13 protein-coding genes are annotated in these 17,765 nt (G+C 67.5%); 1 reads left to right on the forward strand and 12 read right to left on the reverse strand.

Annotated features, from left to right (window positions below; all coding sequences use genetic code 11):
• Position 1: 1 nt before the first annotated feature.
• From secG to FJ887_RS08000, 10 genes are all read right to left on the reverse strand, one after another.
• Positions 2–247, reverse strand: coding sequence for a preprotein translocase subunit SecG (gene secG / locus FJ887_RS07955; protein ID WP_137824009.1), 246 nt, complete (start codon positions 245–247; stop codon positions 2–4).
• Positions 248–291: 44 nt separating this feature from the next.
• Positions 292–1,077 carry a triose-phosphate isomerase gene (tpiA, locus tag FJ887_RS07960; RefSeq protein ID WP_137824008.1) on the reverse strand — a complete coding sequence of 262 codons (786 nt, stop codon included), beginning with the start codon at positions 1,075–1,077 and terminating at the stop codon, positions 292–294.
• 12 nt (positions 1,078–1,089) lie between these two features.
• Positions 1,090–2,310, reverse strand: coding sequence for a phosphoglycerate kinase (locus FJ887_RS07965; RefSeq protein WP_140954966.1), 1,221 nt, complete (start codon positions 2,308–2,310; stop codon positions 1,090–1,092).
• Positions 2,307–3,308 (reverse strand): type I glyceraldehyde-3-phosphate dehydrogenase, encoded by a 1,002-nt coding sequence (gap, locus tag FJ887_RS07970; RefSeq protein WP_137824006.1) that lies wholly within the window; start codon positions 3,306–3,308, stop codon positions 2,307–2,309. Before gap ends, FJ887_RS07965 begins: the two co-directional genes overlap by 4 nt.
• 9 nt (positions 3,309–3,317) lie before the next feature.
• Positions 3,318–4,301, reverse strand: a complete 984-nt coding sequence (whiA, locus tag FJ887_RS07975; RefSeq protein ID WP_137824005.1) for a DNA-binding protein WhiA — start codon at positions 4,299–4,301, stop codon at positions 3,318–3,320.
• A gap of 26 nt (positions 4,302–4,327) precedes the next feature.
• Positions 4,328–5,323 carry a gluconeogenesis factor YvcK family protein gene (locus FJ887_RS07980; protein ID WP_137824004.1) on the reverse strand — a complete coding sequence of 332 codons (996 nt, stop codon included), beginning with the start codon at positions 5,321–5,323 and terminating at the stop codon, positions 4,328–4,330.
• Between the two features lies 1 nt (position 5,324).
• Positions 5,325–6,209, reverse strand: coding sequence for an RNase adapter RapZ (rapZ, locus tag FJ887_RS07985; RefSeq protein ID WP_137824003.1), 885 nt, complete (start codon positions 6,207–6,209; stop codon positions 5,325–5,327).
• 150 nt (positions 6,210–6,359) lie between these two features.
• The gene (uvrC, locus tag FJ887_RS07990; protein WP_137824002.1) at positions 6,360–8,222 is read right to left on the reverse strand and encodes an excinuclease ABC subunit UvrC; all 1,863 of its coding nucleotides are present in this window, start codon (positions 8,220–8,222) and stop codon (positions 6,360–6,362) included.
• Positions 8,215–11,094, reverse strand: a complete 2,880-nt coding sequence (uvrA, locus tag FJ887_RS07995) for an excinuclease ABC subunit UvrA (RefSeq protein ID WP_137824001.1) — start codon at positions 11,092–11,094, stop codon at positions 8,215–8,217. The genes uvrC and uvrA overlap by 8 nt, the downstream gene beginning before the upstream one ends.
• A gap of 73 nt (positions 11,095–11,167) precedes the next feature.
• Positions 11,168–13,681 (reverse strand): DEAD/DEAH box helicase, encoded by a 2,514-nt coding sequence (locus FJ887_RS08000; RefSeq protein WP_137824000.1) that lies wholly within the window; start codon positions 13,679–13,681, stop codon positions 11,168–11,170.
• Between the two features lie 71 nt (positions 13,682–13,752).
• Between FJ887_RS08000 and FJ887_RS08005 the strand changes: the two genes are divergently transcribed.
• A complete protein-coding gene (locus FJ887_RS08005) occupies positions 13,753–14,043 on the forward strand; it encodes a YciI family protein (RefSeq protein WP_137823999.1) in 291 nt (96 codons plus the stop codon).
• Between the two features lie 168 nt (positions 14,044–14,211).
• Here the strand turns inward: FJ887_RS08005 and FJ887_RS08010 are convergent, their stop codons facing one another.
• Positions 14,212–15,273: a TerC/Alx family metal homeostasis membrane protein gene (locus FJ887_RS08010; RefSeq protein ID WP_171006930.1), complete on the reverse strand. Its 1,062-nt coding sequence runs from the start codon at positions 15,271–15,273 to the stop codon at positions 14,212–14,214.
• A gap of 321 nt (positions 15,274–15,594) precedes the next feature.
• Complete coding sequence (gene uvrB, locus FJ887_RS08015) at positions 15,595–17,730, reverse strand: excinuclease ABC subunit UvrB (RefSeq protein WP_137823998.1); 2,136 nt, start codon at positions 17,728–17,730, stop codon at positions 15,595–15,597.
• Positions 17,731–17,765 lie beyond the last annotated feature (35 nt).

Genomic DNA, 17,765 nt, shown 5'->3' on the forward strand with positions numbered 1-17,765 from the left:
CTCAGCTGTTGAAGCGCGTGATGAGTCCGAGGAGGATGATCGACGCACCCCAGACGATCGCCATGAGCGCGGTGAACCGGTTGAGGTTGCGCTCGGCGACGCCGGAGGACCCCAGCGAGGAGGACATGCCGCCGCCGAACATGTCGGACATGCCGCCGCCCTTGCCCTTGTGCATGAGGATGAGCAGGGTGAGGAAGATGCTCGTGAGGACGAGCACGCCGATGAGTACGTAGGTCAGTATTTCCACGTCGAGTTCAACCTGTGTTTCTGTCAGAGGATTTGGGGTTCAGTCTACTTGCCGACGGCGGCCTTGCACAAAGCGGCGAAGTCGGGCCCGCTCAGGCTCGCACCCCCGACGAGTGCGCCGTCGACGTCGTCGGAGACGAGGATGTCGGCGACGTTGTCGGTCTTCACCGACCCGCCGTAGAGGATCCGCGTGGTGTCGGCGAGGCTGTCGCCGTACTTCTCCCGCAGGCGACCGCGGATCGCCGCGGCCATCTCTGCGGCATCAGCGGCCGTCGCCGTCTTCCCCGTGCCGATCGCCCACACGGGTTCGTAGGCGACGACGAGCCCGCTGAGCTCCTCGGCCGAGAGGCCGGACAGCGAGTCGTCGAGCTGGCCCAGGGTGAAGTCGACGTGGGTGCCGTCCTCGCGCTCGGCCAGGGACTCGCCGACGCAGACGATGGGGGTGAGGTCGTGGCCGAGCGCGGCCTTGACCTTCGCGGCGACGACGTCGGAGGTCTCGTGGTTGTCGGCGCGGCGCTCGCTGTGGCCGACGACGACAAACGAGCAGCCGAGGCGGGAGAGGAACGACGCGGCGATCTCCCCGGTGTGCGCGCCCGGTTCGTGGCGGGACACGTCCTGGGCGCCGTAGCGCAGCCACAGTTTGTCGCCCTGGACGAGCGTCTGCACGGAGCGGATGTCGGTGAACGGCGGGACGACGACGACCTCGAGCTGGGAGTCGTCGAGCTTGGCGTCCTCGAGTGCCCACGCGAGCTTCTGGACTGTCGAGATCGCCTCGAGGTGGTCGTGGTTCATCTTCCAGTTGCCGGCGAGCAGCAGTGTGCGGTCAGTCATGGTGGGTCGTCCTCACGCGAGAGCGTCGATGCCGGGCAGGGTCTTGCCTTCGAGGTATTCGAGGCTCGCCCCGCCGCCGGTGGAGATGTGGCCGAATTCGTCGTCGGAGAAGCCGAGCGCCCGCACCGCGGCCGCGGAGTCTCCCCCGCCGACGACGGTGAGCCGGTCGGCTCGCGCCCCCTCGGCGGTGGCCGTGAGGGCAGCGGCCACGGTCTTCGTGCCCGCGGCGAAGGCCGGGAACTCGAAGACGCCCATGGGGCCGTTCCAGAACACGGTCGCGGAGTCGGCGATCACCTCGGCGTAGGCCCGTGCGGTGTCGGGGCCGATGTCGAGGCCGAGTCCCTCAGCGCCGGCCGGGGTGTCCTCGAGGCGGTCGACGGGACGCACCCAGTTCTCGGCGTCGGGGGCGAAGGCGGCGGCCATGACGATGTCGGTGGGGAGCATGATCCGCGCCCCGCCCTTCTCGGCACGGTCGAGGTAGCCCTTGACATCGTCAATGCGGTCCTTCTCGACGAGGCTCGCACCGATGTCGTGGCCGAGCGCGGCGAGGAACGTGAAGACCATGCCGCCGCCGATGAGGAGGTTGTCGGCGCGGTCGATGAGGTTGTCGATGACCCCGAGCTTGTCGGAGACCTTCGAGCCGCCGAGGACGACGGTGAAGGGCCGCTCCGGCGAGTTGAGGAGACGGTCGCTGACCTCGACCTCGGCCTGGACGAGCGAACCGGCATAGTGCGGCAGGAGCTGCGCGAGTTCGTAGACCGAGGCCTGCTTGCGATGGACGACGCCGAATCCGTCGGAGACGAAGTCGTCGGCGAACGCCGCGAGCTGCTCGGCGAATGCGCGCCGTTCGGTCTCGTCCTTCGAGGTCTCCCCCGGGTTGAACCGGAGGTTCTCGAGGAGGAGGACGTCCCCGTCGCCGAGCGCTGCGACCTTCGCCTGCGCATCCTCACCGACGGTGTCGGAGGCGAAGGCGACGTCGCGGCCGATCGCGGCGGCGAGTTCGCCGGCGATCGGGGCGAGCGAGAAGTGCGGGTCGGGTTCGCCCTTCGGGCGGCCGAGGTGGGAGATGACGATCACCCGGCCCCCCGCCTCGGCGAGGGATCGGATCGTCGCCGCGGATGCGAGGATGCGTCCGCTGTCAGTGATCGTCGTCCCGTCCATGGGAACGTTAAGATCGCTGCGGACGAGCACCGTCCGGTGGGCGAAGATCTCCGGGTCCGTGAATGTCCTCATTGGGGCCTTTCGCGCAGAAGGTAGCTGACCATGTCCTTGAGTCGGTTCGAGTAGCCCCACTCATTGTCGTACCACGCGACGACCTTGACCTGGTCGCCGAGGACCATCGTCAGCTCCGAGTCGGCGATCGCCGAGGCGGTGGTCCCGACGATGTCCGTGGAGACGAGGGCCGCCTCGGTGTAGTCGAGGTAGGGCGAGTCCTCTGCGGCGGCCTTGAGGATCGCGTTGACCTCGTCGCGGGTGACCGGCTTCTTCGGGGTGAAGGTGAAGTCGATGATCGATCCGGCGGGCACGGGCACCCGGATCGCGAAGCCGTCGAGCTTGCCCTCGAGGTGGGGCATGACCTTGCCGACGGTGCGGGCGGCGCCGGTCGTCGTCGGCACGATGTTGATCGCGGCCGCGCGAGCGCGGCGGAGGTCGCGGTGCGGACCGTCGACGAGCTTCTGGTCGCCGGTGTAGGCGTGAACGGTGTTGAGCAGTCCGGATTCCACGCCGATCGCGTCGTCGAGGGCCTTGACGACCGTGGCCATGCAGTTCGTCGTGCACGAGGCGTTGGAGACGACTTCGTGCTTCTCCGGGTCGTACGTCTCCTCATTGACGCCCATGACGAATGTCGCGTCGACATCCTTGCCGGGAGCGGAGAGGACAACGGTCTTCACGGACCCGCCGAGGTGGGCCTCGGCCTGGTCGCGGCGGGTGAAGATGCCGGTCGATTCGACGACGAGTTCGACGTCCTTCGCGGTCCACTCGATGTCGGCGGGGTTCTTCTCCGAGAAGACGGCGATCTCACGGCCGTCGACGATGAGCGAGTCCTCCCCGGCCTCGACGGTGTGGTCGAAGCGCGGCCACACGGAGTCGTAGGCGAGCAGGTGGGCGAGCGTCGCAGTGTCGGTGAGGTCGTTGATGGCGACGACTTCGAAGTCGGCACCGGGTTCGAGGGACAGGCGGAAGAGGGCGCGACCGATGCGGCCGAAGCCATTGATTGCGATTCGTCTCATGCTCGAATCCTATCGGTCTTCGAGCATGTCGGGAGTGAGACTTGCTTCAGTCCCAGGAATTCCCAATTCTTCCGCCCGCTTGTCCGCCGTCGACAGCAGCCGCCGGATGCGTCCGGCCACGGCGTCCTTCGTCATCGGCGGGTCGGCGAGCTGTCCGAGCTCCTCGAGGGAGGCCTGTTTGTGGGTGACGCGCAGCTGCCCGGCGTAGCGGAGGTGTTCGGGCACGTCCTCGCCGAGGATCTCCAGCGCCCGTTCGACGCGAGCGCCTGCCGCCACGGCGGCCCGGGCGGAGCGGCGCAGATTGGCGTCGTCGAAGTTCGCGAGTCGGTTGGCCGTCGCCCTGACCTCGCGGCGCATCCGCCGCTCCTCCCACACGAGGACCGCGTTGTGAGAGCCCATGCGCGTGAGCAGAGCGGCGATGTCGTCGCCGTCGCGGATGACGACGCGGTCGACGCCGCGGACCTCGCGGGCCTTCGCGCTCAGGCCCAGCCGCCGAGCGGCTCCGACGAGTGCGAGTGCCGCCTCGGGGCCGGGGCACGTGACCTCGAGGGCGGAGGAGCGGCCGGGTTCGGTGAGTGAGCCGTGGGAGAGGAAGGCCCCGCGCCAGGCGGCCTCGGCATCGGCGACGGAGCCGTTGACGATCGCCGAGGGCAGACCGCGCACGGGTCGGCCGCGGTTGTCGACGAGCCCGGTCTGGCGGGCCAACGCCCCGCCGTCGCGGGTGACGCGCAGCAGGTAGCGGTTGGAGCGGCGGATGCCGGCGGCGTTGATGACGACGATGTCGGCGAACTGGCCGTAGAGATCCTTGATCTCGCTGCGCAGACGCTTCGCGGCCTGCGCGGTGTCGAGTTCGGCTTCGAGCACGATCGAGCCGTTGACGAGGTGGAGGGCGGAGGAGAAGCGGAAGATCGAGGACACTTCGGCCTTCCGAGCCGAGGTGCGGGTGATCTTCACCCTCGCCAGCTCATCCTTGACCTGAGCGGTCAATGCCATTGTTCGTCCTCCTGCACGGATCGGTCCTACCACTGCTCGTCGACGTCGATCCCGGCGTCAACCAACATGTCACGGTAACATGCTGCGAGCTTGAGGCTGTCATGCTGCCCTGCCCGCCGGGAGCTGAGCGGATGCACGCGGAGTTTGGCGTCGAACATCTCCCGCGCATGGTGCTCGAGCTCCGGTTCGGCGACCACGGACGCCTCGTCGACGAGCACGTAGTCGAGGGTGAGGGCGGGCGCGTGGCGGTGCAGCGACATGAGGTGCTGACCGAGGCTGAGGTCCCTCGTCTCCCCGTCCGAGGACGAGAGGTTGAGCGTGAGGGATTTCACCGCGTTCGACCGCACGATCGCATCGGCGAGGGAGGGCACGAGCAGGTGCGGCATCACCGAGGTGTACCACGAGCCGGGACCGAGGTTGAGGACCTCCGCCTCGGCGACGGCTTCGACGGTCTCATAACGGGCCGGCGGATCCGCGGGGTCGAGGCGGACGGATTCGACATGACCGCGGGTCGAGGCGAGCACCGACTGTCCGCGCACAACCTGGAACGAACCGGGGAACTGGACGTCGGCTTCGATCGTCAGCGGCACCGAGGACATCGGCAGCACGCGGCCGTGGGCGCGCAGCAGCTTCGCCATCCAGTCGAGGCCTGCCACGTGGTCGCCGTGGATCTGCCAGAGGGCGGCGATGAGGAGGTTGCCGACGGCGTGGCCGTTGAGCTCCCCGCTCGATTCGAAGCGGTGCTGGATGACGTCGCGCCACGTCTTGCCCCAGTTCCCGTCGTCGCAGAGCGCGGCCAGAGCCATGCGCAGGTCCCCGGGCGGCAGCCCGCCGAGCTCGTCGCGCAGCCGACCGGAGGAGCCGCCGTCATCGGCGACGGTGACGACGGCCGTGAGCGATTCGGTGAGCAGCCGGAACGCGCGCAGCGCGGCGTAGAGACCGTGACCGCCGCCGAAGGACACGATCTTCGGACCCTTGTTGATGACGGCCGGGGTGATCTGCGGGAGATCCTCGGTCTCCATGTCATTCCCTCCCCAGGTCGCGATGGCGCACGGTGACGGGAATGCCGGTGCGGGCGGCCAGGCCCTTCGCGATGCGTTCGCTGATCGCCACCGACCGATGCTTGCCGCCGGTGCAGCCGATGCCGATGAGGGCGTAGCCGCGGCCCTCCCGGAGGTAGCCCTGCGCGATCGTGTCGAGGGTGGCGGTGTAGCGTTCGATGAACTCCTCGGCGCCGTTCTGTCCGAGCACGTAGTCGGCGACATCGGAGTCGAGCCCGTTGTGTCCGCGCAGATGGGGAATCCAGTACGGATTGGGCAGGAAGCGCACGTCGGCGACGTTGTCGGCGTCCTTGGGCAGGCCGTACTTGAAGCCGAAGCTCATCACCGTCAGCCGCAGCGGCGGGGCGTCGTCGGCGCTGAAGCGCTTGCGCACCTCGGCGCCGAGCTGGTGGACGTTGAGGTCGGAGGTGTCGATGATGATGTCGGCACGGTGCTTGAGGGATTCGAGGGCCTCACGTTCGGCTTCGATCCCCTCGAGGAGGGTCCCCTCCCCCTGCAGCGGGTGCGGCCGGCGGGTGGATTCGAAACGGCGGACGAGGACCTCGTCGGCGGCGTCGAGGTAGAGGATGCGCAGCGACAGCCCCTGGTCGAGGAAGTCGGAGATCGTGTCCTCGAGCTCCGTGTACTTCGCCCGGCCCTTCGAGTCGGTGACGATCGCGATCTTCGGCACGGCGCCGTCGGCGCGGGCGACGAGTTCGACGAGGGTGCGCATCATCTGCGGCGGCAGGTTGTCGACGACGTACCAGTCGAGGTCTTCGAGGACGTTGGCCACGGTGGTCCGCCCGGCCCCGGACATGCCGGTGACGAGGACGACCTCGATGGGGTGGTCGTCGGCCTGTGTGGTCATGCGTCCTCCTCGTGTCCCCGGCTCCGAGCGACCGCGCACGGTCGCTCATATCGAACACTACTGTAGAGCACGCCCACGGGGCGTCGATCTCAGTGCCCGTTCAGCTCGGGGTGCTGGGGCTCGGGGTGCTGGGGCTCGGCGTGCTGGGGCTCAGTCCGTCTGCAGGGCCGCGGCGATCTTCTCCGCCAGGGCCGGTCCGATCCCCTTGACCTCGCAGAGCTGCTCGACGCTGGCCGCCCGCGTCCGCTTCACCGAGCCGAAGTGCTTGAGCAGCGCCGTCCGCTTCGCCTCGCCGAGGCCGGGGATCTCGTCGAGGACGGAGCTCGTCATCGCCTTCGCCCGCTTCGACCGGTGGTAGGTGATCGCGAAGCGGTGCGCCTCATCCCGCAGGCGCTGCATGAGGAAGAGTCCCTCGGAGTTGCGCGGGAGGATGACGGGGAACGGGTCGTCGGGGACCCAGACCTCCTCGAGGCGCTTGGCGAGGCCGACGACGGAGATGTCGACGATGCCGAGGTCGTGCAGCGCCCGGGTCGCCGCGGCGACCTGGGGTCCGGCGCCGTCGACGACGAGGAGACTGGGGCGGTACCCGAAGCGGTCGTCGGGTTCGTCGGACGCCATCTGCTCGAGGTAGCGGCTGAAGCGCCGGGAGACGACGTCGTACATCGAGGCGGTGTCGTCGGTCGCCGCCTCACCATGGATCGCGAAGTGCCGGTAGTCGCGCTTCTTCGCCAGGCCGTCCTCGAAGACGACGAGGCTCGCGACGACGTTCGAGCCCTGCGTGTGGGAGATGTCGATGCACTCGATGCGCAGCGGCGCCTCGGGCAGGTCGAGGTGCTCCTGGATCTCCTTGAGCGCGGTGCTGCGGGTCGTCAGGTCGGAGGAGCGCTTGAGCTTGTGCTGGACGAGCGCCTCCTTCGCGTTCTTCGTCACCGTCTCGAGCACGGCCTTCTTCTCGCCGCGTTCGGGCACCCGGACGGTGACCTTGGCTCCGCGCTGTTCGCTCAGCCAGGCTTCGAGCGAGTCGAGGTCGGCGGGCACGGTGTCGACGAGGATCTCCTTGGGGATCGCGTCGGCGTCGAGACCCGTGTACGCCTGCCGGAGGTAGTCGGTGGTCAGCTCGGCCGGAGTGTGGTCGTCGGAGCGTTCGATGATCCACCCGCGCTGCCCGCGGATGCGCCCGCCGCGGACGTGGAAGACCTGGACGGAGGCTTCGAGCTCCTCGGTGACGAGGGCGAAGACATCGCAGTCGGCGGACACGGAGAGGACGACGGCGGACTTGTCGAGGACCTTCTGCAGTGCGGTGAGCTCGTCGCGCAGCCGCGCCGCCTGTTCGTAGTCGAGGTCGGCGGCTGCGGCCGCCATCTCCTTCTTCCGCTCGCTGATGAAGCGTCCCGTATTGCCGGACATGAAGTCGACGACGCTGCGAGCGAGGTCCCGATGCTCGTCGATGCTGATCGCGCCGACGCACGGGGCAGCGCATTTGTCGATGTACCCGAGCAGGCACGGTCGACCTCTGCGTTCGGCACGGCGGTACACCCCCGGGGTGCACGTGCGCATGGGGAACGCCTTGAGGAGGAGATCGAGAGTGTCCCTGATCGCCCACACCTGGGCGAACGGACCGAAGTACTTCACGCCCCGGCGCCGTTTGCCGCGGGTGATGAACGCCCGGGGCACCTCATCGTTCATCGTGATCGCCAGATACGGGTAGGACTTGTCGTCGCGGAACATGACGTTGAACCGCGGATTGAATTCGTTGATCCACGTCCACTCGAGCTGGAGCGCCTCGACCTCGGTGTCGACGACGGTCCATTCCACCGAGGCGGCGGTGTGGACCATCGTCGAGGTCCGCGGGTGCAGCTGCGCGGGGTTGGCGAAGTACGAGTTGAGCCGGTTCCGCAGGTTCTTCGCCTTGCCGACGTAGATCACCCGCCGGTCGGGGTCACGGAACTTGTAGACCCCGGCCGAGGTGGGAATGCTGCCGGTGGCCGGACGGTAGCTCGCGGGATCAGGCATCGAGCATCTCGGCGAGGAAGCGCCCGGTGTGGTTGGCGGGGTTCTTCGCGACCTCCTCCGGGGTGCCTTCGGCGACGACCTGACCGCCGCCGCGACCACCCTCGGGGCCGAGGTCGATGACGTAGTCGGAGTTCGCGATGACATCGAGGTTGTGCTCGATGACGATCACGGAGTTCCCCTTCTCCACGAGCCCCTGGAGGACGTGGAGGAGCTTCGAGATGTCCTCGAAGTGGAGACCGGTCGTCGGCTCGTCGAGGACGTAGACGGTGCGACCGCGGGAGCGCTTCTGGAGTTCGGCGGCGAGCTTGACGCGCTGCGCCTCACCGCCGGAGAGCGTCGTCGCGGGCTGACCGAGCCGGACGTAGCCGAGTCCGACGTCGACGAGGGTCGACAGGTGCCGGGAGATCGCGGGGATCGCAGCGAAGAACTCCGCGGCCTCCTCGATCGGCATGTCGAGCACCTCGGCGATCGTCTTGCCCTTGAACGTCACCTCGAGCGTCTCCCGGTTGTACCGGGCTCCCCCGCACACCTCGCACGGGACGTAGACGTCGGGGAGGAAGTTCATCTCGATCTTGATCGTGCCGTCACCGCTGCAGTTCTCACAGCGTCCGCCCTTGACGTTGAAGGAGAAGCGGCCCGGCTGGTAGCCGCGGACCTTCGCGGACTCGGTCTCGGCGAAGAGCCTGCGGATGTGGTCGAAGACTCCGGTGTACGTCGCCGGATTCGACCGCGGGGTGCGGCCGATCGGCGACTGGTCGACGTGGACGACCTTGTCGAGGTTCTCCAGCCCCGTCACCCGCTTGTGCCGACCGGGCACGCGGGACGCGCCGTTGAGGACGTTCGCCATCTGCGTGTAGAGGATCTCGTTGACGAGCGTCGACTTGCCGGACCCGGACACCCCGGTGACCGCGGTGAGGACGCCGAGCGGGAAGGAGACGGTGAGGTCGCGGAGGTTGTTCTCGCTCGCCTTCTCGACGGTGACCATCCGTTCGGGGTCGATCGGCCTGCGCACGGTGGGGATCGCAATCGACTTGCGCCCGTCGAGGTAGGCGCCGGTGATCGACCGCTCGGCGTCTTTGAGCCCGGGGACCGGACCGGAGTAGATGACCTCTCCCCCGTGTTCGCCGGCGCCGGGGCCGATGTCGACGATCCAGTCGGCCGCGCCGATCGTGTCCTCGTCGTGTTCGACGACGATGAGGGTGTTGCCGAGGTCCTTGAGCTTGATGAGCGTGTCGATGAGACGGCGGTTGTCCCGCTGGTGGAGGCCGATCGACGGCTCGTCGAGGACGTAGAGGACGCCGACGAGGCCCGAGCCGATCTGCGTGGCCAGGCGGATGCGCTGGGCCTCACCGCCGGAGAGCGTCCCGGCGGCGCGGTTGAGACTGAGGTATTCGAGGCCGACGTCGAGGAGGAAGCCGAGCCGGGCGTTGATCTCCTTCATCACCTGCGAGGCCACGGCGGCGTCACGTCCGCTGAGCTCAAGTCCGGAGAGGAAGCCGGCCGCCTCGTCGAGAGCGAGCTCGGCCACCTCGGCGATCGATCGGTCACCGACCTTGACGGCGAGGGCCTCGGGCTTGAGCCGGGTGCCGTTGCACGAGGCGCACGGGATCTCGCGCATGTACGACTCGTAGCGCTCACGCGACCAGTCGGACTCGGTCTCGTCGTGTTTGCGCTGGATGTACTGGAAGACGCCCTCGAAGCCCGTCGAGTACGTCCGCTCCCGGCCGAAGCGGTTGCGGTACTTGACGTGGACCTCGTAGTCCTTGCCGGTGAGGATCGCGGTGCGCTGTGCGCTCGTGAGATCCTTCCACGGGGTCTTGAGCGTGAAGCCGAGCTCGTTGCCGAGCCCGGTGAGCAGGCGGTTGAAGTACTTCGACACCTGCTTGCCGCCCGACCACGGGGCGATCGCGCCGGCGCCGAGGCTGAGGTCCTCATCGGGGACGACGAGGCTCTCATCGACCTGGAGCCGGGTGCCGATGCCGTCGCACGTCGGGCACGCGCCGAAGGGCGAGTTGAAGGAGAACGTCCGCGGTTCGATCTCGTCGATCGTCAGCGGATGCTCGTTCGGGCACGACATGTGCTCGGAGAACGTGCGGGTCACACCTTCGTCGACGAGGTCGACGTCGATGCGGCCGTCGGCGAGTCCCAGAGCGGTCTCGACCGAGTCGGTGAGACGCGGACGCATGCCCGGCTTCGCGACGAGGCGATCAACGACGACGGAGATCGTGTGCTTGTACTTCTTGTCCAGGGTCGGCGGGTCGCTCAGGCTGATCTGCTCACCGTCGACGATGGCACGGGAGAAGCCCTTGGCCTGCAGGTCGGTGAAGAGGTCGACGAATTCGCCCTTGCGCAGGCGCACGACGGGCGCGAGGACGAGGAACTTCGTCCGCTCCGGCAGCTCGAGGAGCTGATCGACGATCTGCTGCGGGGTCTGCTTCGTGATGACCTCTCCGCAGATCGGACAGTGCGGCACGCCGATGCGCGCCCAGAGGAGGCGGAGGAAGTCGTAGACCTCGGTGATCGTGCCGACCGTCGACCGCGGGTTGCGCGACGTCGACTTCTGATCGATCGACACCGCCGGGGAGAGTCCTTCGATGAAGTCGACGTCGGGTTTGTCCATCTGGCCGAGGAACATCCGGGCGTACGACGACAGGGATTCGACGTACCGGCGCTGGCCCTCGGCGAAGATCGTGTCGAACGCCAGCGACGACTTGCCCGACCCCGAGAGTCCGGTGAAGACGACCATGGAGTCGCGCGGCAGCGCGATCTCGACGTTCTTGAGGTTGTGCGCGCGGGCGCCCTTGACCCACAGCGTGTCGAGATGGGACACGCCGGAGGGGTTCTGCGCGCTGTTCGCACTGTTCGTTTTCATCACCTGTCCACTGTATTACTCGGTCCTGACATGACGGTCGCGGCGGGAGGAGGCGACGCCTGCGAGGAGTGTCTCACTCGGCCCTGACATGGCTGTCGGCGATCTCTCCGACGGCGAGGATGCGCACGACGATGTCCCCGGTCTCATCGCTCGCGGCGACGTCGACCTCGGCATCGATCGCCCAGTCGCGGTTGCCGTCGGGATCGGCGAGGATCTGGCGCACACCCCAGGTGGTCGAACCGGGAACGATGTCGATATATTCCCGTCCCCGGGCGGTCTGGTCGACGAGCAGGTCCCCGTATTCGTCGTAGAAGTCCTCGATCGCGGTCTCCCAGGCCTTCTCGTCGAACCCGGACTCCCCGTCGAGGCGGCCGAGTTCGGCGTAGTCCGCGCGTTCGGCCAGCAGCACGCGATGGAACATCGCATTGCGGATCTCAGCGGTGAAGAGCTTCGTGTTCGCCGAGAACGCGCGGTCGAGGTCGGGAAGCTCCTCGTCGCCGAAGTCCGTGGGGCTCAGCCCCTGGAGGGTGCGCCATTCGTCGAGGAGGGAGGAATCGGTGCGGGCCACCGTCTCCCCGAGCCATTCGATGATGTCCTGGAGCTCCTCCCCGCGCCGATCGGCCGGGACATTGTGGGTCAGCGCCCGGTAGACGTCGGTGAGGTAGCGCAGGAGGCTGCCTTCGGCGCGGGCGAGACCGTAGTAGCCGACGAACTGGGTGAAGCCCATCGCCTGTTCGACCATGTCGCGCACGATCGACTTCGGCTCGAAGTCGCCGGCCCGCAGCCACGGGTGGGAGAGGAGGAAGTGGTCGAACGCGGGTTCGAGGATCTCGGCCAACGGCTTCGGTCCGGTCACCTCGTCGAGGATGGCCATCCGCTCCGGGTAGTCGAGGCCCTCGGATTTGAGTTCGGCCAGCGTCTCCCGCTTGATCCGGTCGAGCTGGCCCTTGAGGATCGCGAAGGGCACGGGGGTCGTCGCCTCGACGAGGGAGACGACGTCGAGCGCCCACGTCGGGGAATCGGGGTCGAGGAGGTCGAGTCCGGCGAGGACGAACGGGGCGAGCGGCTGGTTGAGGGCGAACTGGGGGCCGAGGTCCTCCGTCGGCACGAGTTCGGTCCCGCGCCGCTCGATGAGTCCGGCATCGAGGAGGGAGCGGCCGATCTTCAGCGCCGTGAGCTTGAGGTCGAGGTGGCGTTCGCGGCTTTCGTGCGTCCCGTCGATGAACCGGCTGATCGTCGCGACATCGGATCCGGGGCGGGCGATGAGGTTGAGGATCATCGAATGGTCGATGCGCATCCGCGACCGCAGGGACTCGGGCGCGGACTCGATGAGCTTGGCGAAGGTCTCCTCGGACCACCCGACGAATCCGGCGGGGGCGGACTTCTTCTTCACCTTCTTCCGCTTCTTCTCGTCGCCGGCGGCCTTCGCCTCGGCGCGGAGGTTCTCGATGACGTGCTCGGGGGCCTGGGCGACGACGAACCCGCGGGTGTCGAAGCCGGCGCGACCGGCCCGGCCGGCGAGCTGCTGGAACTCGCGGACGCTGAGCTTGCGCATCCGCCGCCCGTCGAACTTCGTCAGTCCGGTCAGGAGCACGGTGCGGATGGGCACGTTGATGCCGACCCCGAGGGTGTCGGTGCCGGAGATGACGAGGAGGACGCCCTTGAGGGCGAGCTGCTCGACGAGGCGGCGGTACTTCGGGAGCATCCCGGCATGGTGGACGCCGACGCCGTGGAGGAGGAGGCGGCGCAGCGTCTGGCCGAATCCCTTCGAGAACGTGAATCCCCTGATCTCCTCGGCGATCCTCGCCTTCTGCTCCTTGCTCGCGAGATCGACCGAGAGCAGGCCCGTGGCGAGGTCGATCGCCCCGGCCTGGGAGTACGAGACGACGTAGACGGGTGCCCGGTCGTGGCGGACGAGAGCGCGCAGGGTGTCGGAGAGCGGTTCGGTCGAGTACTCGTATTCGAGCGGCACGGGACGCGACGCCGAGGTGACGAGGGCGGAGTCGCGTCCCGTCGTCTCCGTCATCGTCGCCCGGATCTCCGCCGTCTCCCCGAGCGTGGCCGACATGAGCACCATCTGCGCCTGCGGGAGTTCGAGGAGCGGAACCTGCCAGGCCCACCCGCGGGTGGGGTCGGCGAAGTAGTGGAACTCGTCCATGACGACCATGCCGACGTCGAGGAGTCCGCCTTCGCGCAGGGCCTGGTTGGCGAGGATCTCCGCGGTCGCGCAGATGACGGGCGCATCGCCGTTGACCGTCGAGTCGCCGGTGATCATGCCGACGTTCTCGGGCCCGAACGCGTCGATGAGGGAGAAGAACTTCTCACTGACGAGGGCTTTGAGCGGTGCGGTGTAGTACGCCCGGATGCCGCGGGTGAACGAGCAGTAGAGCGCGAAGAGCGCGACGAGGGACTTCCCCGAACCCGTCGGGGTGGCGACGATCGTGTTGTCCCCGGAGAGGATCGCGAGCATCGCCTCCTCCTGCGCCGGGTAGGGTTCGATCCCCAGTTCGCGGCAGTACTCGGCGAACGCCTCGAAGATCGTGTCCTCGTCGGCGAACTCCGCCGGTATCTCCTGCAGCCTCGTCACCACTGTGCACTGACCTTTCGCTCTAGACTGATGTCCATCCTATTGACCTCGAATCCCTCAAGGAGTGGCAGATGCCGGTTTTCGCCGTCACCTACGTCTATGGCCCCGACACCGAGACGCGTCTCGCGCACAGGCCCGCACACCGCCAGTGGCAGGCCGCGCAGAACGCGTCCGGTGCCATGCTCGCCTCCGGCCCGTTCACCGACGACGAGCAGCCCGGCGGCCTGCTGCTTGTCAGCGCCGCCGACCAGGATGCCGCCCGCGAGATGCTCACCGGCGACCCGTACCACGACCTCGGTGTCATCGCCGAGACCCGGATCCGTGAGTGGAATCCGATGTTCGGGGCGTTCGCCGAGGACTGAGCCGGTCCCCGACTCACCGGTCCCGGACTCTCCGGTCCGGGCTCTCCGGTCTCCGACACTCCGGTCCCGACGACGCAGTGCGCGGGTGCCCCCGCTGACGGGGGCACCCGCGCACTGCTGTCTCCGCTGTCCCTGCAGGCGGCGCATGCCGCCTGCAGGAACGCGGGCTCAGTCCTGCTTGGCTTCCGTTTCGGTCGTCCCGGCGTCGCGGAACGACCTGCCCTCGCGCTTCATCTTCCACAGCGAGGCGAGTGTCGCCACTGCCATGGCGACGACGATGAAGGTCAGGGACAGCCAGGTCGGGACCTCGGGCACGGAGTTGCCCCACGACAGCCATGAGACGTCCGTTTCGTGGAGGGCGTGGAGGAAGAGCTTGACGCCGATGAACGCGAGGATGGCCGCGATTCCGTAGTGGAGGTAGACGAGCTTGTCGACGAGTCCGCCGAGGAGGAAGTAGAGCTGGCGCAGTCCCATGAGCGCGAAGACGTTGGCGGTGAAGACGAGGAACGCGTTCTGGGTGACACCGAAGATCGCCGGAATCGAGTCGAGGGCGAACATGACGTCCGTCGAGCCGATCGCGAGGAAGACGATGAACATGGGCGTCCAGTACTTCTTGCCGTCGATGTCGACGCGCAGCTTGTTGCCGTGGTACTCGTCGACGACGTTGATCCGCTTGCGGAGGAAGCGGATGAGCGCGTTCTCGCCGTCGCCTTCGTCGTCGCTGCTGAAGGCCTGCCGGTAGGCGACGAAGAGGAGGAAGAGGCCGAAGATGAAGAACACCTCGACGAACGCGCTGATGATCGCCGCTCCCGCGAGGATGAAGATGCCGCGGAAGATGATGGCGATGATGATGCCCACCATGAGGACTTCCTGCTGGTACTTCCGGGGCACCTGGAAGCTGGCCATGATGATGATGAAGACGAAGAGGTTGTCGATGCTCAGGGAGTACTCGAGCAGCCAGCCGGTGAGGAACTCACTCCCGTGCTGGGCGTCGCCGATCCAGAAGAGCGAACCGGCGAAGGCGAGGGCGAGGGCGACGTAGAACGCGACCCAGATGCCGGCTTCGCGCATCGAGGGGACGTGGGGGCGCTTGATGACGAGGAGGAGGTCGAAGATGAGGATCGCGACGACGACGATCCCGGAGGTGATCATGAACCAGCCGGGAATGACTGCTCCTGTCGATGCGGCGGCATTGCCGCCGGCGGCGAGGGTGGAGGACAGGGTATCCAATTGGGGCCTTTCGTGATGACGGACTGTACCCGTGTCGAAAGTCTCTCCCACGCTGTGACCGCGGAATCGTCGGCCGACCGCGGATGGTCGCGGTGCGGCAGGCGGGCCTGCGGCGGCGTGCGCTCCGTGCCCGGACCCGCGGACGGGTCGTGGTGACGAGCACGGATGGACGGGATACTCCCTTTCGCCAGCCTCACCAGTATAGTCGGGTTGCCGCGATTGTGCGCATCCGCCTCTCAGGACGCGGACGGGATTCCCGTCAAGCCCGCCTGCTGCTTTGCCGCCGGCTCCGCCGAGCGCGCGGAGACTGCGGGAGCCGATTCACGCGTGGCCGACCTCCTTCATCGCCCGCAGCTCCTTCTTGAGGTCGGAGAGCTCATCGCGCAGCCGCGCGGCGAGTTCGAACTGGAGTTCCGCGGCAGCCGCATGCATCTGCGTCGTCAGGGACTCGATGAGCTCGGTGAGATCGGCGGCCGGGGGCCGCAGCGAGCCGCCGCCGCTCGAAGCGGCCTGCCGCTGTTCGTCGGTGAGCGTCGAGTTGTAGCCGCGCTTGCCCTTGCCGTAGTCGAATTCGGTGAGGAGTTCGCGCGTGTCGGCGTCCTCGCGCTGCAGGCGCTCGGTGATGTCGACGATCTTCTTGACCAGCGGCGCCGGGTCGATGCCGTGTTCCTCGTTGTAGGCGATCTGGATCTCGCGACGGCGATTCGTCTCGTCGATCGCCTCCTGCATCGACCGGGTGATCGTGTCGGCGTACATGTGGACTTCGCCGTGGACGTTGCGGGCCGCGCGTCCGATCGTCTGGATGAGCGAGGTCGCCGAGCGCAGGAAGCCCTCCTTGTCGGCGTCGAGGATCGCCACGAGTGAGACCTCCGGCAGGTCGAGGCCCTCACGGAGCAGGTTGATGCCGACGAGGACGTCGAACTCTCCGGCTCGCAGCTCGGTGAGCAGTTCGACGCGGCGCAGCGTGTCGACGTCCGAGTGGAGGTACTGGACGCGGATCTCGTGCTCGAGGAGGTAGTCGGTGAGGTCCTCGGCCATCTTTTTCGTCAGGGTCGTGACGAGGACGCGCTCGTTCCTCTCGACCCGCGTCCTGATCTCATCGAGGAGGTCGTCGATCTGGCCCTTCGTCGGCTTGACGACGACCTCGGGGTCGACGAGACCGGTCGGGCGGATGATCTGCTGGACGGTGCCCTCCGACCGTTCGAGTTCGAAGTCGCCGGGGGTCGCCGACAGGTAGACGGTCTGTCCGACGCGCTCGCGGAACTCGTCGAACTTCAGCGGCCGGTTGTCCATCGCGCTCGGCAGGCGGAAGCCGTGTTCGACGAGGGTGCGCTTGCGGGACATGTCGCCTTCGTACATGCCGCCGATCTGCGGCACGGTGACGTGGGACTCGTCGATGACGAGGAGGAAGTCCTCGGGGAAGTAGTCGAGCAGGCAGTTCGGGGCCGACCCCGCAGGGCGTCCGTCGATGTGCCGGGAGTAGTTCTCGATGCCCGAGGTGAAGCCCATCGACTCCATCATCTCGAGATCGTAGCTCGTGCGCATCTTCAGGCGCTGGGCCTCGAGGAGCTTGTTCTGCGCCTCGAATTCGCTCAACCGCGACTGCAGCTCGTCCTCGATCTCGCTGATCGCCCGCCCCATCCGGTTCTCCCCGGCGACGTAGTGGGAGGCGGGGAAGACGTGGATCGTGTCCTCGTCGCGGACGATCTCTCCGGTGAGCGGGTGGAGGGTCTGGAGGGACTCGATCTCGTCGCCGAAGAACTCGATGCGCAGGGCGAGCTCCTCGTACTGCGGGATGATCTCGACCGTGTCGCCCCGCACCCGGAAGGTGCCGCGGGTGAACGCCATGTCGTTGCGCGAGTACTGCATCGACACGAAGCGCTTGAGGAGTTCGTCGCGGTCGTACTCCTGCCCCTTGTGGAGGGTGACCATCCGGTCGACGTACTCCTCGGGCGTGCCGAGGCCGTAGATGCAGGAGACGGTCGAGACGACGACGACATCGCGTCTGGTCAACAGCGAATTCGTCGCGGAGTGCCGGAGCCGCTCGACCTCGTCGTTGATCGACGAGTCCTTCTCGATGAATGTGTCCGTCTGCGGGACGTACGCCTCGGGCTGGTAGTAGTCGTAGTAGGAGACGAAGTACTCGACGGCGTTGTTCGGCAGCAGCTGACGGAATTCGTTGGCCAGCTGCGCGGCGAGCGTCTTGTTCGGCGCCATGATGAGCGTCGGACGCTGCACCTGTTCGATGAGCCACGCCGTGGTCGCCGACTTGCCGGTGCCGGTCGCGCCGAGGAGGACGATGTCGCGCTCTCCCGACTCGAGGCGGTCGGAGATGTCGTGGATGGCGGTGGGCTGATCGCCCGACGGGGAGTATTCGGAGACGACCTCGAACGGCGCCACCGTGCGGGTGACGTCCGGGCGGTGCCCGATCGCGGGCAGGGGACGGGTTTCGCTCATGCCTCCAGCCTAGACCTCGGCCCTGACACGGCACT

Source organism: Brevibacterium sp. XM4083 (assembly GCF_006489205.2).
In the GTDB taxonomy this organism is placed as follows: Bacteria; Actinomycetota; Actinomycetes; order Actinomycetales; family Brevibacteriaceae; genus Brevibacterium.